The 20,222-nt window shown below is 71.8% G+C and carries 18 protein-coding genes and 1 pseudogene; 11 read left to right on the top strand and 8 right to left on the bottom strand.

Annotated features, from left to right (window positions below):
* Positions 1–90: 90 nt before the first annotated feature.
* Positions 91–1,014, bottom strand: coding sequence for an ornithine cyclodeaminase family protein (locus RF645_RS09970; RefSeq protein ID WP_058872149.1), 924 nt, complete (start codon positions 1,012–1,014; stop codon positions 91–93).
* A gap of 137 nt (positions 1,015–1,151) precedes the next feature.
* On the opposite strand from RF645_RS09970, the gene RF645_RS09965 reads away from it, so the two are divergent.
* Positions 1,152–2,354 (top strand): acetyl-CoA C-acetyltransferase, encoded by a 1,203-nt coding sequence (locus RF645_RS09965; RefSeq protein WP_058872150.1) that lies wholly within the window; start codon positions 1,152–1,154, stop codon positions 2,352–2,354.
* A gap of 25 nt (positions 2,355–2,379) precedes the next feature.
* Here RF645_RS09965 and RF645_RS09960 read toward each other — a convergent pair whose 3' ends face one another.
* Together RF645_RS09960 and RF645_RS09955 are read right to left on the bottom strand one after the other, a co-directional pair.
* Complete coding sequence (locus RF645_RS09960; RefSeq protein ID WP_368819020.1) at positions 2,380–3,732, bottom strand: threonine/serine exporter family protein; 1,353 nt, start codon at positions 3,730–3,732, stop codon at positions 2,380–2,382.
* Positions 3,733–4,004: 272 nt separating this feature from the next.
* Positions 4,005–5,354: a threonine/serine exporter ThrE family protein gene (locus RF645_RS09955; protein ID WP_239546396.1), complete on the bottom strand. Its 1,350-nt coding sequence runs from the start codon at positions 5,352–5,354 to the stop codon at positions 4,005–4,007.
* A 77-nt stretch (positions 5,355–5,431) separates the two neighbouring features.
* Here RF645_RS09955 and RF645_RS09950 point away from each other — a divergent pair, with 77 nt between their 5' ends.
* The gene (locus RF645_RS09950) at positions 5,432–6,952 is read left to right on the top strand and encodes an SDR family oxidoreductase (RefSeq protein ID WP_368819019.1); all 1,521 of its coding nucleotides are present in this window, start codon (positions 5,432–5,434) and stop codon (positions 6,950–6,952) included.
* A gap of 97 nt (positions 6,953–7,049) precedes the next feature.
* On the opposite strand, the gene crcB is transcribed toward RF645_RS09950, so the two are convergent.
* The 3 genes from crcB to RF645_RS09935 are packed head-to-tail and all read right to left on the bottom strand — an operon-like array spanning position 7,050 to position 8,674.
* Positions 7,050–7,439: a fluoride efflux transporter CrcB gene (gene crcB, locus RF645_RS09945; RefSeq protein ID WP_058872257.1), complete on the bottom strand. Its 390-nt coding sequence runs from the start codon at positions 7,437–7,439 to the stop codon at positions 7,050–7,052.
* The gene (locus tag RF645_RS09940; RefSeq protein ID WP_368819018.1) at positions 7,439–7,990 is read right to left on the bottom strand and encodes a CrcB family protein; all 552 of its coding nucleotides are present in this window, start codon (positions 7,988–7,990) and stop codon (positions 7,439–7,441) included. The genes crcB and RF645_RS09940 overlap by 1 nt, the downstream gene beginning before the upstream one ends.
* A 42-nt stretch (positions 7,991–8,032) precedes the next feature.
* Complete coding sequence (locus tag RF645_RS09935) at positions 8,033–8,674, bottom strand: flavodoxin domain-containing protein (protein ID WP_368819017.1); 642 nt, start codon at positions 8,672–8,674, stop codon at positions 8,033–8,035.
* 38 nt (positions 8,675–8,712) lie between these two features.
* Here RF645_RS09935 and RF645_RS09930 point away from each other — a divergent pair, with 38 nt between their 5' ends.
* Positions 8,713–9,597, top strand: coding sequence for a LysR substrate-binding domain-containing protein (locus RF645_RS09930; protein ID WP_368819015.1), 885 nt, complete (start codon positions 8,713–8,715; stop codon positions 9,595–9,597).
* On the opposite strand, the gene RF645_RS09925 is transcribed toward RF645_RS09930, so the two are convergent.
* The gene (locus tag RF645_RS09925; RefSeq protein WP_368819014.1) at positions 9,590–10,198 is read right to left on the bottom strand and encodes a hypothetical protein; all 609 of its coding nucleotides are present in this window, start codon (positions 10,196–10,198) and stop codon (positions 9,590–9,592) included. The two genes, RF645_RS09930 and RF645_RS09925, sit on opposite strands and share 8 nt — an antisense overlap.
* Before the next feature lie 202 nt (positions 10,199–10,400).
* On the opposite strand from RF645_RS09925, the gene RF645_RS09920 reads away from it, so the two are divergent.
* From RF645_RS09920 to RF645_RS09885, 8 genes and pseudogenes are all read left to right on the top strand, one after another.
* The gene (locus RF645_RS09920; RefSeq protein ID WP_368819013.1) at positions 10,401–11,279 is read left to right on the top strand and encodes a siderophore-interacting protein; all 879 of its coding nucleotides are present in this window, start codon (positions 10,401–10,403) and stop codon (positions 11,277–11,279) included.
* 111 nt (positions 11,280–11,390) lie between these two features.
* The gene (gene recQ / locus RF645_RS09915) at positions 11,391–13,241 is read left to right on the top strand and encodes a DNA helicase RecQ (RefSeq protein WP_368819012.1); all 1,851 of its coding nucleotides are present in this window, start codon (positions 11,391–11,393) and stop codon (positions 13,239–13,241) included.
* Between the two features lie 521 nt (positions 13,242–13,762).
* Positions 13,763–14,518: a YggS family pyridoxal phosphate-dependent enzyme gene (locus RF645_RS09910; RefSeq protein WP_058872159.1), complete on the top strand. Its 756-nt coding sequence runs from the start codon at positions 13,763–13,765 to the stop codon at positions 14,516–14,518.
* Between the two features lie 106 nt (positions 14,519–14,624).
* Positions 14,625–15,863 carry a hypothetical protein gene (locus tag RF645_RS09905; protein ID WP_368819011.1) on the top strand — a complete coding sequence of 413 codons (1,239 nt, stop codon included), beginning with the start codon at positions 14,625–14,627 and terminating at the stop codon, positions 15,861–15,863.
* Positions 15,864–15,915: 52 nt separating this feature from the next.
* Positions 15,916–16,548, top strand: a complete 633-nt coding sequence (locus RF645_RS09900; protein ID WP_368819010.1) for a nucleosidase — start codon at positions 15,916–15,918, stop codon at positions 16,546–16,548.
* Positions 16,545–17,270, top strand: a complete 726-nt coding sequence (locus RF645_RS09895; protein ID WP_024290256.1) for a lipoate--protein ligase family protein — start codon at positions 16,545–16,547, stop codon at positions 17,268–17,270. The genes RF645_RS09900 and RF645_RS09895 overlap by 4 nt, the downstream gene beginning before the upstream one ends.
* Entirely contained in the window at positions 17,270–18,067 is a 798-nt protein-coding gene (locus RF645_RS09890) for an SOS response-associated peptidase (RefSeq protein WP_368819009.1), read from the top strand. Before RF645_RS09895 ends, RF645_RS09890 begins: the two co-directional genes overlap by 1 nt.
* A gap of 53 nt (positions 18,068–18,120) precedes the next feature.
* Positions 18,121–18,276: pseudogene (locus RF645_RS09885) on the top strand (pyridoxamine 5'-phosphate oxidase family protein); the annotation flags it as partial.
* A 169-nt stretch (positions 18,277–18,445) separates the two neighbouring features.
* Here the strand turns inward: RF645_RS09885 and RF645_RS09880 are convergent.
* Positions 18,446–20,209, bottom strand: a complete 1,764-nt coding sequence (locus tag RF645_RS09880; protein WP_368819008.1) for an ABC-ATPase domain-containing protein — start codon at positions 20,207–20,209, stop codon at positions 18,446–18,448.
* Between the last annotated feature and the right edge of the window lie 13 nt (positions 20,210–20,222).

Here is a 20,222-nt window from a genome sequence, read left to right as displayed (position 1 = left end):
GACCCGACCATGCCTCAGACCCCGTCGACAGTCGCCCTAGCGGCTTGACGAAAACCATAGAGGCACCCCCCCCCGTTCTTCGCTGAGCTCTCAGTCCTCCAGCACCCCGACGGCCACGGCCAGGTCCTCCCAGGACATGCCCGTGCCCTTGAAGACATTCGGGCGGTCGTCGCGCCGTGCGACCTCGCCGGTGATAGAGGCGCGCAGCGACACCAGGTCGGCCTCGGCCAGGGTGCCGTCGTCGATCGCCATGACCACATCGCCGGCCTCGCGCAGTGCCGCCGCCGGATCCTCGACGACGACCAGCGAGCGCCCCATCAGCGCGGCGTCCAGCTCGCGGCGATCCGGCTCGTGCGAGCCCATGGCGATCACGCAGGCGCCAGCGGGCACCAGGGAGCCGTCGAACAGCGGCTCGGCCGCGGAGGTGGCGCACACGACGATCTCCGCCTCGGCCACCGCATCGGCGGTGCCGGCAACGACCTGCGGACCGAGCTGGCCCAGCTCGGCGACCAGATGCTCGACCTTCTCCGGGCTCCGTCCCACGATCGTGACGCGCTCGAGCGGGCGGATCGTCAGCATGGCGTGCACGTGCGCCTCGGCCTGCGGGCCGGTGCCGAACACCACCAGATGCTTCGCCCCGGCCGGAGCGAGGTCCTCGGCGACGGCCGCCGAGACGGCCGGGGTGCGCAGGGTGGTCAGCGCAGCGCCATCGAGCAGGGCGGTGGGCGTGAGGGTGCGGGTGTCCATCAGGAGGTAGGTCGCCTGGATGCGGGGCAGGCCGAGCTGGGCGTTCTCCGGGGACACGGTGGCGACCTTCACGCCCGTCCACTGCGTGAGCGTCGAGGGCATCAGCAGCACGTGCCCGGACCCGGCCGAGACGCCGATGCGGTGCGGATCCTCGGACGGGTCGAAGCCGTCGAGGATCGCCTGCCGGACCAGGCGACGGGCGCGATCGGGGGAGATGCGCTGGGCGATCTGCTGGGCGGTGAACCACTCGGGCTGGGTGTCGCTCATGGCGAGGCTCCTTCGCTGCGGGGCGGGTGCTTCGATAAACGCTACGGCTGTTCAGTGGACGTGAGTCGATAGGGCTTGAGCTGTCGGAGCCTCGCTCCACAATGGTGAGAGGAATCACAGCAGAAGGAGACCTCCGCATGACCGCCGCATCCGCCACCACCGACCCCGTCATCGTCGGAGGCGCTCGCACGCCGTTCACCCGGCTGCTCGGGGCTCAGGCTTCGCTGAGCGCCGTCGAGCTCGGGACCGCCGCGATCCGCGGGGCGCTGGAGCGTTCCGGGGTAGGGGCCGAGTCCGTGGACACGGTGCTCATGGGCCAGGTCGTCCAGGCCGGCGCCGGTCAGAACCCGGCGCGCCAGTCCGCGATCGCCGCGGGCATCGGCCGGGACGTCCCCGCCATGACCATCAACAAGGTCTGCCTCTCGGGGCTTGCCGCGATCATCGACGCCGCCCGTCTGGTGCGCCTGGGGGAGGCCTCGGTGGTGGTCGCCGGCGGCCAGGAGTCCATGACCAACGCTCCGCACCTGCTGCCGGGCTCTCGCACCGGGCACAAGTACGGGACCGCGGGGCTGCTGGACTCCGTGGCCCACGACGGCCTCACCGACGCCGACACCGGCGAGTCCATGGGCCTGCTGACCGAGCAGGGCAACGTGGAGCGTAGCCTCAAGCGCGCCAAGCAGGATCAGGCTGCGGCAGCCTCGCATCAGCGGGCCGCTGCCGCCCAGGAGGACGGGATCTTCGCCGACGAGATCGTCCCCACCGAGATCCCGCAGCGCAAGGGCGATCCGGTCAAGGTGAGCGCCGATGAGGGCGTGCGCGCCGATGCCACCGCCGAGTCGCTGGGCAAGCTGCGCCCTGCCTTCTCCCAGGACGACGACGCCTCCGTCACCGCCGGCAACTCCTCGCCGCTGACGGACGGGGCGGCCGTGGTGATCGTGACCTCGCGGGCCTATGCGGAGGAGCACGGACTGCAGATCCTGGCCTCGATCTCCGGGGCCGGACAGGTGGCCGGACCGGATACCTCGCTGCATTCCCAGCCCTCGAACGCCATCAAGGCCGCGCTGTCCAAGGCCGGGTGGACCGCAGAGGAGCTGGACTTCATCGAGATCAACGAGGCCTTCGGCGCCGTCGTGTGCCAGTCGCTGGCAGATCTCGACTACCCGCTCGAGAAGACCAACATCCACGGCGGGGCGATCGCCCTGGGCCACCCCATCGGCGCCTCGGGCGCGCGCCTGGCGCTGACAGCCGCCTACGAGCTGAGCAGACGCGGCGAAGGCAAGGCTGCGGTGTCCCTGTGCGGCGGCGGCGGGCAGGGCGATGCACTGCTGCTGAGCCGGTGAGGGGACGTGCGCTCGCGGTGAGGCCTCACAGCCGCACGTGCTGCAGGGTGTCCGCGGGAAGCTGACGCGCCTCGGGGCGGGCACCGGCGGGATCGTCGTCGGGGTGATCGTCGAGCCCGAGCGCACGGGCGGCAGTCAGGGAGCGCGAGGCCAGGAACTGGCCGAGCAGCCCGCCCATGGACAGGCACAAGGCGGTGACGGCTCCGGCGATCAGCTGGTCCCCGGAGCCGTCCACGCCGAAGATCGTGCCGAGCATCCCCTGGTAGATGTACGACCCCGGGAACAGCGGCAGCAGCGCGATCATCATGGACGCATTCGACGGCAGCCCCAGTGAAGGAGCGGCGCGCACGCAGATCGCCCCCACCACCACAGCGGCGGCCAGGATCGCCACGAAGGAGCTCAGCCCGACCGCTTGAGCGATCAGCACGAGCAGCTGCACGAGACCGCCGAGCGCCGCGAGCGCGACCAAGCGGATTCCTCGCCCGCTGCTGGCCAGCCCGTAGCCGCCGGATACCAGCACGGCGCCGGTGATGGCGGTGGCCCAGGTGACGCCGTCGGGGCGCAGAGCCTCGATGTAGGCCACCGACTCCCCGACGTACGGCGCCATCAGGTGGATCCCCAGCGCCACGCCGGCCACGAGCCCGGCGGTGCGCGAGGCGATGTCCATGACGCGTCCGGCGGCGGAGAGGTACCAGCCGGTGATCATGTCCTGGGCCGCGCCGTAGGCGGTGATCCCGGCCAGCCACGCCGCCAGCGCGGCCACGATGCACAGGGCCGTCTGGGCGTCGTCGATCACAGCGGTCGCGGCGGTGGCCCCGAGCACTGCGGTGAGCCCCGCGGCGGCCAGGGAGAAGATGCCGGGGGAGCGGAGGTGCTGCATCGCGGCGAAGGCGGCATAGGCGGCCACCGACAGCATCCCGGCGCACAGCGTCGTGGCCGCGGTGCCGCCCATGAGCAGGCAGAACCCCACGCCCAGGAGGCTGAGCCCGGCTGCGGGGATCGCATGCCGGGCACCGGTGTGCTGAGCGCTGCCGGGGCCGTCGGCCTCCCGGGACTCGAGCTCGGCCAGGCACTCGCGCACGGTGCGCCGGCCCTGGGCGAGGTCGTCGAGCATGGCCGTGATGCGCCGACGCAGCTCGAGGTCAAGGGAGCCCGGCGGCGCCTCGGAGACGTGGGTGATCGCAGCACTCGTGCCGCGACCGGGGCGGCTGAGGATGATCTGGCCCATGGTCACCCCGACGGTGGCGTCGTCCACTCCGGCGCTGCGCAGTGCACGCTGCAGGCACGTGGTCGTGGCGGCGGAGCTGGCCCCGCCGCGGATCAGCGCCTCGCCCAGCAGCACGGCCAGGCGGAAGGCGTCGTCGTCTCGTGAAGGCATGGCCAGGACGCTAGCGACGCCCCCGGCGCAGGGGCTGGGCCAGCGGTGCTCAGCACCGGCGGGCGGAGTGTGAATCGTCTGGACTGCGCCTTTCCCGCTCCTGACGACGCCCCGCCTGTCGCGCTAGCCCGGGCCTACGTGCGCCGATGCGCGATGTGCCTCCTCGTGCGCAAACAAGCACATAGGCATTGGGGTTGGTGGGGCGTGGGATCAGGCGGAGAGGCCGCGCCTCAGCGCCCCATCCGTGAAGAGGGCCTCATGGCCCAGGAGACCTACTGGGAGAACGGCCGGGAGAAGACCGGCACCATGATGTCGCGGGCGTTCTGCTCCACCGGCATCTCCTTGCGGAAGGTGCGCCCGGGGTGGGCCCTGGCGAACTGGCGGGCGCGAGTGGCCCACAGTGCCTCCGAGGCCAGGTACTGTCCGAGCAGGCCTCCCACGGACAGGCAGAAGGCCGTGATGGCGCCCTGCAGCAGGGCGTCCGCGGCGCCTTCGACGGAGAAGATGATCCCGAGCACCCCCTGGTAGACGTACATGCCGGGGAACAAGGGCAGCAGTACCACGGTCATGCTCGCGTTCGAGGAGACGCCCAGCGCTCGAGTCAGCACCACGCACATGCCCCCGGTGATCACCGACGCCGCCAGCGTTGCCGCATAGGAGCTGACGCCCATTTCGCCCAGGCTGAGCACGCCCACCTGGACCAGTCCGCCGAACACCGCGAGAGAGGCCAGCACTCGACCGCGCCCGCCCGCCGAGAACGCGAAGCCGCTGGAGACGAGCACCGCGCCCACGATGGAGGGGACCCAGCGTGAGCCGTCGGTCTGCAGCGTCTCCAGGAAGCCGGGGTCCCGGCCCAGCAGCGGCTCGAGCAGATGGATTCCCAGCGCCACGCCGAACACCAGGCCCGCAGTGCGTGTCAGCACGTCCATGAGCCGCCCGGTCGCGGAGAGGTACCAGCCGGTGATGACGTCCTGGACAGCGCCGTAGGCCGCGACGCCTGCCAGCCAGGCGGCCAGGGCCGCGACGATGCACACCGCCGTCTGCGCGCCGTCGACGACGGCGGCGAGCCCGCTGGCCCCGGCCACTGCCATCAGGCCGCCGGCGCCCAGGCTGAAGATCCCTGGGGCGCGCAGGTGCTCCAGGGCGGCGAAGGAGGCATAGACGACGACGGCCAGGAGTCCCGCCGCGATCGTCGTGATGCCGTTTCCTCCGAGGATCATGCTGAACCCCACGCCAATCGCGCTGAAGCCGAGGGCGGAGGGCCAGTGCGACGCCAGGCTGCGCTGCGTCTCGAGCTCGTCCAGGGCCTCGAGAGCCTGTGTCGCCTCCAGATTCCCCAGGACCGCGTCCTCGAGGATCCGATTGGCCTGGGAGCGCAGATGGATGTCGAGCGTCCCGGCGGCCGTCTCGTGGACGCGCGTGCTCGGGGCTGCTCCATCCTGTCCCGGCCGACTGATGGTGATCTGGCCCATGGTGATCGCCACGGAGACGTCATGCAGCTCGGAGCTGCGGTAGAGCGCCAGCAGGGACGAGGTGGTGCTCGCCGAGCTGGCGCCGGAGCGGATCAGGGCCTCGCCCAGGCGCATGGCCAGATCGTCAGTGGCCTGAGGGTTTTGTTGCATGCACGGGACCCTATCGTTCGGGGACGACTCGGGCTGCGGCGCATGCGTCGTCGGTGCTCCGGCGTAGTGTGTGGTGCATGACTCATCGCGTGCTCGTCACTGGATCCACCGGCTATGTGGGCGGGCGCCTGGTGCCGCGCCTGCTGGAGGCCGGCTATGCGGTGCGGGTGCTCGTGCGCTCGCCGCAGCGCCTTGAGGGGGTGCCGTGGCGCCAGGACGTAGAGGTGGTCCAGGGCGATCTGGGCGACGCCGAGACCGTGGAGAGGGCCTCCCGCGGCGTGGAGACCTTCTACTACCTCGTGCACTCGATGTCCTCGGGCTCGGACTTCGAGGCGAAGGAGCTGGCCATGGCGCGCACGGTCGCAGCCGCCACCGCCCGGGCCGGAGTGCGTCGGATCGTCTACCTGGGAGGGCTGCACCCGGAGGGCGTGGAGCTCTCCCCGCACATGCGCTCGCGCACCGCGGTAGGCGATGCGCTGCTGGCGGGCGACGTCCCCGCGGTGGTCTTCGAGGCTGGCGTGGTGATCGGCTCCGGATCGGCATCGTTCGAGATGATCCGCCACCTCACCGAGAACCTGCCGGTCATGCCGGCGCCCAGCTGGGTGCTGCGCCGGATCGAGCCCATCGCGGTGCGGGACCTGCTGCATTACCTGGTCCACGCCCCCGAGATCCCGGAGGGCACCAACCGCCGCTTCGGGATCGGCTCGCGCGAGGTCCTGACCTATGGGGCGATCATGTACGGCTACGCGCACGAGGCCGGTCTGGCCCAGCGCCGGGTCTACGCCCTGCCGATCCCCGCACCCCGGCTGGCCGGCTGGTGGGTCGCGCTCACCACGCCGATCCCACGCCCGCTGGCGGTGCCGCTGGTGCAGTCCCTGCAGCACGACGCCGTGACGGATGACCACGACATCGATCAGCACATCGCCCCGCCGGCGGAGGGGCTGACGGGCTACCGCCGGGCCGTGCGCCTGGCGCTGGGCAAGCTGGCAGCCGACGAGGTCGAGACCACCTGGGCCTCTGCGGCCAACACTCCGCCCTCGGACCCGCTGCCCTCGGATCCGGACTGGGCGGGGCGCAAGGTCTACGTGGATGAGCGCAGCCGCTCCGGCTCGGCCTCACCGGACGACGTCTGGGCCGTGATCCAGGCGATCGGCGCGGACAACGGCTGGTACTCGTGGCCGCTGGCCTGGTCGGTGCGCGGGGTCATGGACAAGCTGGCCGGGGGAGTGGGACTGGCTCGGGGCCGGCGCAGCCGCGACCGCCTGGCCGTGGGCGAGGCCGTGGACTGGTGGCGCGTGGAGTCGATCACCACCGGGCCCGACGGAACCCGGACCCTGCTGCTGCACGCCGAGATGAAGGCCCCGGGGCAGGCCTGGCTCGAGCTGTCCGCGGTGCCTGAGCACGGAGGGGGCACAGAGTACCGCCAGCGCGCCATCTTCTTCCCGCAGGGAGCGGCAGGCAAGGCCTACTGGTGGGGCGTGTACCCGTTCCACGGGTTCATCTTCCCGTCCATGGCGCGCAACATCCTGGCGCGGGCGGCTGAGCGGGGAGCAGACCGGGCTGCTGAGACGGGAAGCCGAACGGACCCGGCGGACTGAGAGGGGAGACCGAACGGGCGCGGCTGACTGAGTGGGGTGGCCGGACCGGCCCTCCCGGCGGAGTGGGGAAGCGGGCTGGGACCGGCTGAGGCCGGTGTCAGGCCGCTGGCCCGAGCCACAGGCCCAGGCCCAGCCCGAACCCTGCCGCACCGACCGCGATCACCAGCGTCCCCAGCCCGTGCACCATGCCTGCCGCCCAGCGCTGCTGCTGCAGCAGGCGGACGGTGTCCACGCTGGCCGTGGAGAACGTGGTGTAGCCGCCTAGGAACCCCGTGCCGAGCACGAGGCGCCAGGCCTCGGGCAGCAGCCCGCTCACGGCGAATCCCGTGACCAGGCCCAGCAGTAGCGAGCCGGTGATGTTGATCAGGACGGTGGGCCAGGGGAAGTCGGCCTCCGAGAGGGACGTCAGGAGTCCGTCGAGCACGAAGCGGCAGACCGCTCCCACGCCGCCGGCCGCGGCGATCGCCAGGAAGAGCAGCGGAGTCATCATCGGCCCTCACCCGAACGAGGGTCGGTGCTGGGGTGGGGTGCGGGGCCCGCGTCGGATGTGGCCATGTGGTCAGAGTCGGCCTCAGGGCTGGAGTCCGCGCCTGCGCCAGGCCGCAGAGCCGCGGCCACCGCGATGCCCGCCAATGCCGCCATGCCGCCGGCGAGCACGCTGCCCATCAGGTAGACCAGACCCACGGCTGTGGCCTCCACGCCGAGCATCTGCGCCCCGTCCAGAGCCAGCGTGCTGTAGGTCGTGAACCCGCCCATGAATCCGGTGCCCAGCAGGAGGCGCAGGTGTCTCAGCGGCGCCTCGTGAGGGCCGCGGCGGGCCAGTGCCTCGAGCAGAAGCCCGAGCAGGAAGGCGCCGAGAAGATTGACGGCCACGATGCCCAGCGGAAATCCCGACGGCATGCCGAGGACCAGCGAGACTGCCTCGCGGACGGCCGTGCCCAGCGTCCCGCCCACCAGCACCAGGGCGATCGCGCCCGCCCGCAGGTGCGCAGGCTGCGGGGCGGCAGCGGGCGAGGGGACGGCTGAGCGCGGGGCCATGGGGATCCTTCCGGGCGAGAGACAGCAGGCATCGTCTCACCCTCAGCCCAGCGCCTGCGCGACTCCCGTCAGCTCCTCGACCGCGCCCTGCGCCCACGCGCGGGCGGCGTCGTGCGTCGGGATGGCCGCGGCTGCGTCGTGCCGGCCGAACTCGCCCACGCGCTGGGCCCCGCAGGCCCGCAGTGTCTCGTCCAGGATTTCGCCGCCGCGCGAGTAGGTCGCGTGGTACGAGTGATCGCCCAGCCAGAAGACCGCGTAGCGCAGGCCCTTCAGCGACGGCGCCTGCTCCCGCAGCGCTTGGCAGAACGGGCGCGCGGAGACCGGCAGCTCGCCGTCGCCGTAGGTCGAGCAGATCATCAGGTGGGGCGCCTCGAGCTCAAGCGCGCTCGCGGGATCCTGAGGATCAAGGGAGGCGATGTCGAGCACTGTGACGTCCAGATGCTCGCTCAGCGCCGCGCCGAGCTCCTCGGCCACGAGCTCGGCATTGCCCGACTCGGTGCCGAACACGATGCTCAGCTTCGGCAGCCCCTCGGGGGACGCACGTCGGTTGCGGGTCGGTGGGGCGGCATCCGTGTCGGGCAGCTGCTGGGCCCCATCGACGACGGCCACCTGCCCGTCCTCGATCCGGGACATGTAGCTCAGGAAGTCGTGATGGACGGCCCAGAGGAGAGCTGTGGTCGCCACGGGGGTCCTCCGCGGGCCTCGGATTCACCCTGCGCCAGATGGATCTCTTCGTCGCCGCCGCCGAGCACGGGGGATTCGCCCCGGCCGCCCAGGCTCGACATCTGAGCCCCAACTCGGTAGCCCAGGCGATCACGGAGCTCGAGCGCCGCATGCAGACCCGCCTGGTCCTGCGGCATCGCGCTCGCGGGATCACGCTCACATCCTCGGGACGGCAGCTGGCGGAGGCCGCGCGCGATCTCCTGCGCCGCGCCGGCGAGCTGCCCCGGGGCCTGAGCGGGGACGCGCTGAGCGGGCCGGTCTCCGTGGGCTGCTACACCACGCTCGCACCCACCGCGCTCCCCGAGCTGTGGACGGCACTGGCGCAGCGGCATCCGAAGCTGGAGCTGTCCGTGCGGGAGGGCTCCGGGACCGAGCTCGCCCAGCTGGTGCGCGACGGATCCCTGGACATGCTGATCGCCTACGAGCTGGCCCTTCCTGCCGACCTGTCCCGGCGACAGCTGTTCCTGGCGCAGCCGATGGTCGCACTCGCCGGAAGCCACCGGCTGGCGGATCGGCAGCGGATCGAGGCCTCGGAGCTGGCCGAGGAGCCGCTGGTGCTCTTCGATCAGCCGCCCAGCGGTCAGTCCACGCTCACGCAGCTGCGGTGGCTCGGGCTCAGTCCGCGGATCGCCCACCGCACGGCCGATTTCGAGCTCATGCGCTCGCTGGTCGCCCGCGGCATCGGGTTCAGCACCCAGTACCTGCCGGCCCCCGTGCCGCTGAGCCGCGAGGGGCTGCCGATCGTGACGGTGCCGCTGGCCCGCGACGCCGTCGTGGAGCCCGTGGTCCTGGCCTGGTCGCCCGATGCGGAGCCGACCGCGCGCGCCGCGGCGACGATGGCACTGATCCGCGAGCGCCTGGGCCAGCAGGAGCGGATCACATGACGGGGTCGGGCACCCCGAACGGGTTGGGGACGCCATCGGTGACATCCCAGTCCGCCGGGTCGGTGGTGGCGCAGTAGTCCTTGATCTCCTGCAGGGCCGAGGCGCTGGGGATGCCGGCGGGGAAGAAATCCGAGTAGCAGGCGCCGCCTGCCTGGAAGTGTGCGAAGGCCTCGTCGGAGAGCCCCGCGGGATTCTGGGCGGCCTGGCCCTGGCTGGTGCCGGTCTGGCTCGGCTGTTCACCCTGGCCCTGCTGGGCCGGGTCCTGGCCTGCCGCCGGGTCCTGCCCCGCTGCGGGGTCCTCGGTGAAGCCGGGGATGTCCTCCGGGCCCGGGTTGGCGGGCACGGCGCCCTGCTCGACCGGGGCGGAGTGCGGTGCGGGGGAGCTCGTGTCCTCCGCCGTCTCCTCGGCCGACCCCTCTGGCTGCCCCGTCTGCGCCGGCTGCTCGGTCCCTGTCGAGGGGCTGGCCTCCGGGGGGCTCGCGGCCTGCGAGGTCTCCTCGGCCGGCGTCGTGGGATCGGCGCTGTCGTCGTCGGAGCCGCAGGCGGTGAGCGCCAGAGCGAGGGCCGCGGTGACGGCGAGGTGACGGGGTGCGAGCTTCATGGGTCTCCTGTCATCTGCGCGGATCTCGGCCGGAGGAAGGGGCGGCCGATGGGGCTTCCGCAGCATCTCCATTCAACAACGTCGTGGGATTCGCCGCATCCGGGCAGAGGTGGTCAGCGTTGGCCGAACAGGCAGAGACATTGGCGCCGATCTGCCGGGCTGGATAGCGTGGCGAGTCTGATCTCGTCCCCAGGAGGCCGTCATGTCGAAGCATCGTCGCGGGTCGATGTCCGAGAGCACGCGCGATCGTCGTGAGGAGCGCCCGGAGCGCAAGCGCGAGGGCATCGGCATCCGCCGTCTGCGCGTGATCCGCGTCGAGAACATCACCCCGCGTCTGCGTCGGATCGTGCTGACGGGGGAGGACCTGGGCGGCTTCCCGTTCCGGGAGTTCGCGCCCTCGGACAAGGTCAAGCTGCTCTTCCCGGATCCGTCCACCGGCGTGCTGCCGATGCCGGAGTCCACGGAGAAGGGCCTGCGCTGGCCCGGCGGGCGCAAGCCGCAGACGCGCAGCTACACGGTGCGCGGCTTCGACCCGGAGGCCTCCGACGGGCAGGGCGAGCTGCTGATCGAGTTCGTGCTCCACGACCACGGGCTCGCAGGCAGCTGGGCCCTGCGCGCGGCAGCGGGCGACGAACTGGGCGTGCTCGGCCCCAAGGGCGCCCGTCAGCTCCCAGCTGCTGCGCATTACGTGGCCCTGGGGGATGAGACCGCCCTGCCGGCCATCTCCCGGCTGATCGAGGAGGCGCCGGCCGAGTCTCGGGTGAGCGCTGTGATCGAGGTGGCCGACGCCGCCGAGGAGCAGCAGCTGGCCTCCCGCACCGGGGCCGACGTGCAGATCCGGTGGATGCACCGCGACTCCACACCCCTTCCCGACGGCTGCCTCAGTCTCCTGGAGCCGACCGTGGACGAGCTCGATCTCGGGGATCCCGAGGAGCTCTTCGTCTTCGCAGCGGGGGAGTCGCACGCCATGAAGGCGCTGCGCGGGCGGATCGCCGAGCGGGTGCGGCTGAACAAGCACCAGCTCGATATCCACGGCTACTGGAAGGACCGCACGCGGGCCGACCCGCGGCGTCGTCGCTGAAGCCGCAGCCACCCTGCGCGGCAGGACCGAGGGCTAGACTGCTCGGGCATCTCGTCGGGTCCGGACCCGACGACACCGATCCGCGAGCACGAGAGGCAGGCCGGGTTCCGCGTGACGACCTCCGCATCACCGAAGCTCGAGACCCAGGCCCTGCGGATCCTCGAATCGGTCTTCGGCTACGAGTCCTTCCGCGGCAAGCAGGCGGAGATCGTGGAGCATGTGGCCGCGGGCGGCGACGCCGTCGTGCTGATGCCCACCGGCGGCGGCAAGTCGCTGTGCTACCAGATCCCCGCGCTGCTGCGGCTGGGCACGGGCGTGGTCATCTCCCCGCTGATCGCTCTGATGGAGAACCAGGTCGACGCCCTGGCTGCGGTCGGGGTGAACGCTGCGTACCTGAACTCGTCGCTGTCCTTCGAGGAGGCCGACGAGATCGAGCGGAGGCTGCTGGCCGGTGAGCTCGACATGGTCTACATGGCCCCCGAGCGGCTCGTGCAGCCGCGCACCCTGCAGCTGCTCTCGCGGGTGGCTGTCTCGCTGTTCGCGATCGACGAGGCGCACTGCGTGTCCCAGTGGGGCCACGACTTCCGCAAGGACTACCTGGGCCTGTCCGTGCTGGCCGAGCGCTTCCCCGACGTCCCCCGGATCGCCCTGACCGCCACGGCCACGCAGGCCACCCACCAGGAGCTGACCGAGCGGCTGTCCCTGCAGGACGCCCAGCACTTCGTGGCCAGCTTCGACCGGCCCAACATCCAGTACCGGATCGTGGAGAAGGACCAGCCGCGCCAGCAGCTGCTGTCCCTGATCCGCAACGAGCACCCCGGAGACGCCGGCATCGTCTACTGCCTGTCCCGCAAGTCCGTGGAGCAGACCGCCGCGTTCCTGTCCCAGCAGGGGATCGACGCCGAGGCCTACCACGCGGGTCTCACCGAATCCGAGCGCTCGCAGCGCCAGGCACGCTTCCTGCGGGAGGACGGGGTGGTCATGGTCGCCACGATCGCCTTCGGCATGGGCATCGACAAGCCCGACGTCCGCTTCGTGGCCCACCTGGACCTGCCCAAGTCGATCGAGGGCTACTACCAGGAGACCGGCCGCGCAGGTCGCGACGGTCTGCCGGCGACCGCCTGGCTGGCCTACGGCCTGCAGGACGTGGTGCAGCTGCGGCGGATGATCGATCAGTCCGAGGGCACCGCAGAGCACCAGCGCTCGCAGCGCCAGCACCTGGACGCCATGCTCGCGCTGTGCGAGACGATGACCTGTCGCCGCGTGCAGATCCTCAGCTATTTCGGGCAGACCGGTGAGCCCTGCGGCAACTGCGACAACTGCCTGAACCCGCCCCAGGGCTGGGATGCCACCGTCCCCGCGCAGAAGATCCTCTCGGCGATCATCCGCCTGGACCGCGAGCGTCGCCAGCACTTCGGCTCGGGGCAGCTCATCGACATCCTGCGCGGCAAGCCGAACCCCCGCTCCACCGAGTCCAACCACGAGGCCCTGAGCGTGTGGGGCATCGGCCAGGACCTCAGTCCGCAGCAGTGGAAAGGCCTGGTCCGGCAGCTGCTGGCCCGTGACGTCCTGGCCGCGGTGGGCGACTACGCCACCCTGGCCCTGGGCCCCGAGGCCGATGGCGTCCTGCGCGGTCGCACCACGCTCGAGCTGCGCAAGGAGTCGGGGCGCAGCAGGGCCTCGGCCCCGCGCGGATCGCGGACGACGGCCGCCGCAGCACGCAGCGAGCTCACGCCGGAGGAGATGGAGATCTTCGAGGCGCTGCGCAAGTGGCGCACGGCCCAGGCGAAGGAGCAGGAGGTCCCCGCCTACGTCGTGTTCGCCGACGCCACCCTGATCGCGATCGCCCAGCGCCGCCCGGAGACCACCTCGGACCTCCACGGCGTCAGCGGCATCGGCGCCAAGAAGCTGGACCGCTACGGCTCCGCCGTCGTCGACGTGGTCACCCGGACCCTCAGCTGACCCGTCCCGTCGTCATCCACAGGCCGCTGACGCTGTCTGATGCGCCGCCGCTTCGGCGCTCGCCCCATCGAGTGGCGTCGCGGCGTGCGATCGAGGACCCGCTGTCATCGAGTGGCGTGGTGGTGTGCGTTTCGACATCGAAACGCACACCACCACGTCACTCGATAGGGGAGACGACACTGCGGAGCCACTCGATGCGGGAAGCGCACGGCAAGGCCGCTCGAGCCGCGCTGTGCACGGCATGTCGAAACGCTTGAAAAGCAATCAATGCCGTAGGTCAGAGTGCGTGACGCGGCACCACAGAGAGGGAGCAGTGACCTCGACGTCCCCGAACGGGTGTGTATTGAACTGGGACAAGGCGAGTTGCCGCGTGTTGTCGATCACATCTGGGCCGAAATCTGTCCCCAGGTGAGCGGGGACGGTCGCGTCGTCACGATCCGATGCAGATGGATCGGATGTGACGCTGGCCGACTCATGGGTCGGGGAAGCGGCTCGACCGATGCTGGCCTACCGTGGGGCTCATGGATTCGACGACTCAGCAACCTCACCGGACGCACGACTCCTCCGCGGAGGAACAGGCCCGCGAGATCGCCGCCGGCCTCGAGGGCGTGCGCGAGCGCATCGCAGCGGCGGCGCGGGAAGCCGGACGCGATCCGGAGGGCATCCGCCTGCTGCCGGTGTCCAAGACGGTGCCCGCCGAGCGGCTGCGCGCCGCCGTCGCCGCCGGGTGCCGGGAGCTGGGGGAGAACAAGGTCCAGGAGGCCGCGGGCAAGGCCGCCGAGCTCGCCGACCTGGAGCTGCGCTGGTCGGTGATCGGGCATCTTCAGCGCAACAAGGCCAAGGACGTGGCGGCCTTCGCCCACGAGCTGCAGTCCCTGGACAGCCTGCGCACCGCAGAGGCCCTCGAGCGCCGCCTGCAGGGAGAGGGGCGCAGCCTCGAGGTGATGGTCCAGGTCAACACCTCCGGCGAGGAGTCCAAGTCCGGGCTGGCCCCGGAGCAGCTGCCCGAGCTGCTGAGCGAGCTGGAGCAGTTCGAGACGCTGCGGGTCACGGGGCTGATGACCATCGCCATGGACTCCGAGGACGAGCAGCGGGTGCGCGGCTGCTTCCGGCTCCTGCGTCAGCTGCGCGATCGGGCGCGCGAGGACGGCCCGGGTTTCGTGGGCGATGGCGAGCTGTCCATGGGCATGTCCGGCGACCTCGAGCTGGCGATCGCCGAGGGGGCCACCTGCGTGCGGGCGGGGCGCGCGATCTTCGGCCGGCGACCGCGCCCCTGAGGCGATGGCGCCGCCTGGTCTGAGCGGGCCGAGGCAGCAGGGTATTGTTGCCCTCCCGCAAAGGCCATGTGACGGCAGCGGCGGAGCCCCCGAAGGAGATCTGCGCATGAGCGGAAGTCGCACCGAGACCTCGGAGTATGCGGATCCCCTGGTCATGGAGATGGGGGAGCGGCGCCGACGGAACCTGTTCGGCGCGCGCAACGTGCTCTCCCTGCTGGCCCTGCTCGGGCTGTGCATGGCAAGCACATCGCTGGCAGCCGGCGGGGCCCCGGAGGCCTGGATTCCCTGGCGCTCCGAGGCCGATGAGCGCAGCTACCTCTTCGCCACGATCTGCCTGCAGGCGGCCATGACGATCAGCGGCATGCTGGTCGCCCACACCGTCCTCAGCCAGCCGCCGCGCGTCGGGCCCCGGATCCTGGCGGGACGCATCGGCACGTACTTCATCACGCTGATCCCGATCGCGGGCGTCCTGGTGGTCGCCGAGCTGCTCAGCGACGGCCCCCTGCCGGTGCCCCGGCTTCTCGTGGCCATGATCGCGGTCTATCCGGTATGCATAGCGGTGATCGACCTGCTGCTGGCGCCCCTGCTGCTGCGGCAGTGGGCGTGGGTGATCGCCTTCGCCGCGCTGACGGTGTGGATGGTCGTGGCGCTGGCCACCGGCACCACCCAGGTCTCGGCTCCGACCACGTTCATGGCGGTGCTCTCCGGGGTGGAGTTCCTCTCCGACGCCGCGACCGTGAACTCGGTCCTCACACTCGGAACGTGCTTCTGGGCCGGAGCCGCCGTGGCCTGTCTGGGAAACCTGGTGGACAGCCACGGCCCGGTCGTGCGGACCATGGTGCCGCCCATGGCCGCGCTCGGCACGCTGATCTTCCTGCCGCAGATGCTCACCGGCGCCTCCGTCGGACACATCATGCTGGCCACGGCACTGGCCCCGCTCGTGGACGTCGACCAGCCGCGCTGGCTGACGGAGTTCGACGTCGGCTTCGGTCTGCTGACCATCGGCTGGGCCGCGGGTGTCGTCGGCAGCCTCCTCGTGGTCGGGACGATCACACCGTGGGGCACAGCGGTGAGCGCCCTCGTGATCGGCGGCGGTCTGAGCGTGCTCATCGGATCCCTGGCGGGGCGCCCCTGGGGCAGCGGCACATCGTGGGACCCGCACGGGGCGGCCTCGGCGCTGAGCGGCCGAGGCAGGCGCCACCGGGAGGCGACGCGGCGCGGACGGGCCCTGAGGCCGGGTGAGCACGCCGGGTTCCCGGACTCGCGGCGTCGTCTGGTGGCCGATCAGGGACGGACGTACTGGGAGGAGCGCGCGCAGGACGACGACGAGCCCGGGGCGCGCTGAGCACCACGACGCCTGCGCCGCCGGGCGGGTGCGCCCCATTAGAGTGGGGCGCGTGAATCGAGTGCTCGTCATCGCGGCGCATCCGGCGGAGACCGCGCAGCTGCCACCGGAGGCCGACGTCGTCCTGACCGGGATCGGCATGTCCCGAGCCGCCGCGGTCACGGCCCGTGCGGTGCTCGAACGGGCTCCGTCGCCGGCCGAGCGCCGTGGGCTCAGGGTGGTGAACCTGGGCAGCTGCGGTGGCCTGCGGCCCGGGCTCTCGGGGGTCTGCGAGCCCTCCGAGATCCTCAACCGGGATGTCGACGCCGACCTCATGCGCGCCATGGGCTCCGATCCCGATGACCTGATCCGCCTGCCCGAGCTGGGGCAGACCGGCGACGGCTCCGTGCTGGCCACCGGCGACTCGCTCGTGGCCGGCGGGCCGGTGCGCGATGCCCTGGCCGAGCGGGCCCACCTGGTGGACATGGAGGGCTTCGCGGTGGCCACGGCCTGCCGCGAGCTGGGCGTGACCCTGCGCATGGCCAAGCACGTCTCCGACGACGCCGACTCCCAGGCCCTCGAATGGCTCGAGCGGGTGCAGATCTCCGCGCGCGAGCTCGCCGCCTGGTACCGGGCCCATCACCACGAGCTGGTCTCCTGCGCACCGGCCGACGCAGCGTCGAATCGACCGGAGGGCGAGGCATGAAGCTGATCCGACAGCGCGATTCCCTGGGGCCCGAGCTGGACTACACCGCCGGCGAGCGGATGCTGCGCGCAGTGCGGGCCAGCCGCGAGCCCGTGCTGCGGCTCTACCAGCCCCGGCCCACGGTGGCCTTCGGGCGCCGTGACGAGCTGCTGGCCGGCTTCGGCGCAGCGGAGCGCTCCGCTCGGCGCAGCGCCTTCACCCCGCTCGTGCGCAAGGTCGGCGGGCGGGCGGCCGCTTACCACCGCGGCTGTCTGATCATCGACCACATCGAGCCCTCGGAGGATCCCAAGGCCGGGATCCAGGACCGCTTCGAGCTCTTCGGCGACATGATCGTGGCGGCCCTCGAGGAGCTCGAGGTCCATGCGGATGTCGGCGAGCTGCCGGGGGAGTACTGCCCCGGGGAGCACAGCGTCCACGGCACGGGGCGCACCGTCGATCGGGCGCAGGCGCAGATCAAGCTCGCCGGTGCCGCCCAGCGCGTCGTCTCCGATGCCTGGTACTTCTCCACGGTGATCGTCGTGGAGCAGTCCGAGCCGCTGCGCTCCGTGCTCACGGACGTCTACCGCGACCTCGGCCTGCAGTGGGATCCCGGCACCTGCGGGGCCGTCGACGACCTCCGCCCCGGCACCCGCGTCTCGGAGGTCGAGGCCGCGGTGCGCAAGGTCTACGGCATGTACGCCCGGCACATGGGCTACGGATCACTGAGAGAGCAGGCCTTCTGATGTGCGGACGCTATGTGATCGCCCGGGCCGCCGGGGACCTGATGGCTGATGTCGATGCCGCCCCCGGCGAGCCCTTCCAGGGCGAGGACCTCGACGAGCTGCGGGCCAACTGGAACGTCGCGCCCACCACCGAAGTGCCCATCGTCCTGGAGCGGCTCGACGACGGCCAGGTGCTGCGCGAGCTGCACGTGGCCCGCTGGGGCCTGGTCCCGTCGTGGGCCAAGGAGATCTCCGTGGGCGCCCGCATGTTCAACGCGCGCTCGGAGACCGCCGCCGAGAAGCCCTCGTTCCGCGCGGCCGTGAAGAAGCGACGCTGCGCGATCCCAGCCAACGGGTACTACGAGTGGCGCAAGCGGCTCGGACCCGACGGCAAGCCCGCCAAGGGCACCAAGGACGCTCCGGCCAAGCAGCCGTACTTCATCCACCCGCCCAGCGAGTCCGAGAACATCTGGTTCGCCGGGCTCTACGAGTGGTGGCAGGACCCGCAGGGCCACTGGATCCTCTCGTGCTCGATCCTCACCGCCGAGTCCCCGGATCCGGACAGCGACGACGAGACCCTGGCCGAGCTCGCCGCGATCCACGACCGCATCCCGGTGGCCATGGATCGCGAGGCCCTCGATGCCTGGCTCGACCCCTCCGCGGAGGACAAGGACGGAGCCCAGGCCCTCATCGAGCGCGTGGTGGCCCAGCACGAGACGGTGGCGGCCACGTGGGAGCTGAGGCCGGTGGGCCAGGCCGTGGGCAGCGTGCGGAACAACTCGCCGGAACTCGTCGAGCCGGTGGCCTCCCTCTTCTAGCGTGACAGCACCGGGGATCCGCCTCGGTCGACGGCGGCTTCCCCGGGTCCGCGTGGGTCAACACGGTCGTCACGCCGTCCGGTCTGATCGTGTTCTGGACGTCGAAGGAATCGCGCAAGGCTCTCAACCTGCAGTCGAACCCCAAGGTCTCGCTCTTGGCGGTGGACGGCCAGGGCCATGAGATCCAGGCCCATGCTGAGGCTCAGGTCCTGACCGGCCCGGAGGCCGGGCAGGTCGGTCAGGCGCTCGCTCAGGCCCACCCCGGAGGCGATGCCGATCCGGAGACCGCGATCCTGGTGGGGCCACCGGTCGTGTGGGCCCGGTGGGTCGACGCCACGCAGGTGCCCCCCACACGCCCAGGAAGCCTCCTTCTGAGCTTCAGCTCGAGCGCTCGGCCAGGCTCCGGCAGCGGCTCAGCGCCGCCAGGACCTCCGCGCGACGCGGCATGGCCATGTCGCCTGGGTGCCCGCGCCGCGGGGACAGGGCGTCCAGGCCGTCGCGGTCGATCGTCTCGAGAACCCGATCGATCGCCGCGGCCGCTGTCGTCGTCCCGTCCAGGTGCCCGGCCGCAGCGTCCAGCGCCAGGGCGATCGCCTGGGTCTGGCCCGGTTCCATGAGCTGGGCCAGCGCCGAGAGGTCGACGTCCTCGTGGCCTCGCTGGATCGTGTGCAGTCCCCGGGCCCGCGACGGTTTGGGGCGCTCGCCGTCCCCGCTCGATCCCCGTTCGCGCCGGCCGCGCTCGGAGCCGCCGTCGCGGCGCGGGGCGCCCAGGGCTCCGGCGGGCAGCACGCGGTCCACGCCGTGGGGGAACAGCTCGTCGTCGCCCTCCTCCAGGGCGGCAGGCTGCTCGGCGATCAGCTGTCGCACCTGGGCGGTGGCATCGCGCGGCTGGTAGGACTCCATGGCGATCACGTGATCGGCGGCCTCGAAGAACGCGCTCGAGCCTCCAGCGACCAGCACGGTCGAGACGCCGAGCTGGCGGCGCAGCGGGCCGATCCGGTCCATGAAGGGCGTGATCGGCTCGGCATCGGCCGGAATCAGGGCGCGCATGCGGGCGTCGCGGATCATGAAGTTCGTGGCCGAGGTGTCCTCGTCGATCAGCAGGGCGGGGCTGCGTGCCTCGAGCGCCTCGACCAGACCGGCGGCCTGGGAGGTCGAGCCGCTGGCATTGGCGGTGACGAACGCGGAGGTGTCGGTGCCCTGCGGAAGCCCCCCGATGAACGGGGAGATGTCCGTGCCGGCCACGCTGCGTCCGTCCTCGGCGCGGATGGACACGGCGTCGGGACGGGTGAGCACCCACTCGCGTCCATCGCCGGCGATATGCGGATGGATCCCGCGCTCCAGGGCGCGCAGCAACGTGGACTTGCCGTGGTAGCCGCCGCCCACGATGACCGTGATGCCCTCCGGGATCCCCATGCCGGTCACCGTGCGGCCGCTGGGCAGCTCGAAGCTCGTGCGCAGGGTCTCGGGGCACTGCAGGGGCTGTGCGCCGCGGCGCAGCGGAAGGTCGGAGTCCCCGGAGGCCCGCGGCAGGATCGAGCCCTCGCCCACGAAGGCGATCAGCCCGCGCTCGCGCAGCTGCGACTGAAGATCCAGCTGATCCAGCACCAGCTCCACATGCTTGCGCAGCGCCTCGACGTCCAGGGCGCCGGGCAGCAGCGAGCGCTCCACCGCCTCGGGCAGGGCCTCGGCCAGCAGCGCGGTTGCGGCGCGGCCGCGGATCCGTCGCCCGCCGGCCGGCAGGGCGGCCTCCAGCCGCAGCTCCACGCGCTCGCGATCGACGAGCACGGCCGTGCGCTCCAGGACCTGCTGGCCCGGGACCATCATCCGCAGGGAGCCGGCGGCCTTGTCGCGACCGCTCGGGCCGACTCGTCGCAGCGCGTCGCAGAGCAGCCGCGTGAGGTGATCGCCCGCGGCCACGCGCTGGGAGTGCTCGCGCACCAGCTCGGCTGGCACCGCGGTCGCCGCGCGATCGAGCACCAGGCGGATCTTCGACGGCGGCGCATACGGGTCGGACTGCACATGATCCACGTGCAGCACTGCCGGGCCCAGGTCCCAGGCACCCTGCAGGTCGCGGTAGGCGGGGTAGCCGCGCCCGTCCATCCGGGCGAGCTCACGGCGGAGATCATCGAGGGTGCGCATCCCTCCAGGCTAG

The organism is Kocuria sp. CPCC 205260 (assembly GCF_040981045.1).
Classification (GTDB): Bacteria; Actinomycetota; Actinomycetes; order Actinomycetales; family Micrococcaceae; genus Kocuria; species Kocuria palustris.
Note: the sequence above shows the minus strand (reverse complement) of the source record. Positions and strands in the feature narration are given on the sequence as shown.

Coding starts and splice junctions, on each gene's coding strand:
- crcB (WP_058872257.1), bottom strand. CDS start 7,439: ATGACTCCGCTGCTCTTCCTGGCGATCGCCGCGGCCGGCGGCGTGGGA.
- RF645_RS09955 (WP_239546396.1), bottom strand. CDS start 5,354: ATGCAACAAAACCCTCAGGCCACTGACGATCTGGCCATGCGCCTGGGC.
- RF645_RS09905 (WP_368819011.1), top strand. CDS start 14,625: ATGAGCGGAAGTCGCACCGAGACCTCGGAGTATGCGGATCCCCTGGTC.
- RF645_RS09895 (WP_024290256.1), top strand. CDS start 16,545: ATGAAGCTGATCCGACAGCGCGATTCCCTGGGGCCCGAGCTGGACTAC.
- RF645_RS09890 (WP_368819009.1), top strand. CDS start 17,270: ATGTGCGGACGCTATGTGATCGCCCGGGCCGCCGGGGACCTGATGGCT.
- RF645_RS09880 (WP_368819008.1), bottom strand. CDS start 20,209: ATGCGCACCCTCGATGATCTCCGCCGTGAGCTCGCCCGGATGGACGGG.
- RF645_RS09920 (WP_368819013.1), top strand. CDS start 10,401: ATGTCGAAGCATCGTCGCGGGTCGATGTCCGAGAGCACGCGCGATCGT.
- RF645_RS09960 (WP_368819020.1), bottom strand. CDS start 3,732: ATGCCTTCACGAGACGACGACGCCTTCCGCCTGGCCGTGCTGCTGGGC.
- RF645_RS09910 (WP_058872159.1), top strand. CDS start 13,763: ATGGATTCGACGACTCAGCAACCTCACCGGACGCACGACTCCTCCGCG.
- RF645_RS09950 (WP_368819019.1), top strand. CDS start 5,432: ATGACTCATCGCGTGCTCGTCACTGGATCCACCGGCTATGTGGGCGGG.
- RF645_RS09965 (WP_058872150.1), top strand. CDS start 1,152: ATGACCGCCGCATCCGCCACCACCGACCCCGTCATCGTCGGAGGCGCT.
- RF645_RS09940 (WP_368819018.1), bottom strand. CDS start 7,990: ATGGCCCCGCGCTCAGCCGTCCCCTCGCCCGCTGCCGCCCCGCAGCCT.
- RF645_RS09970 (WP_058872149.1), bottom strand. CDS start 1,014: ATGAGCGACACCCAGCCCGAGTGGTTCACCGCCCAGCAGATCGCCCAG.
- RF645_RS09930 (WP_368819015.1), top strand. CDS start 8,713: ATGGATCTCTTCGTCGCCGCCGCCGAGCACGGGGGATTCGCCCCGGCC.
- RF645_RS09925 (WP_368819014.1), bottom strand. CDS start 10,198: ATGAAGCTCGCACCCCGTCACCTCGCCGTCACCGCGGCCCTCGCTCTG.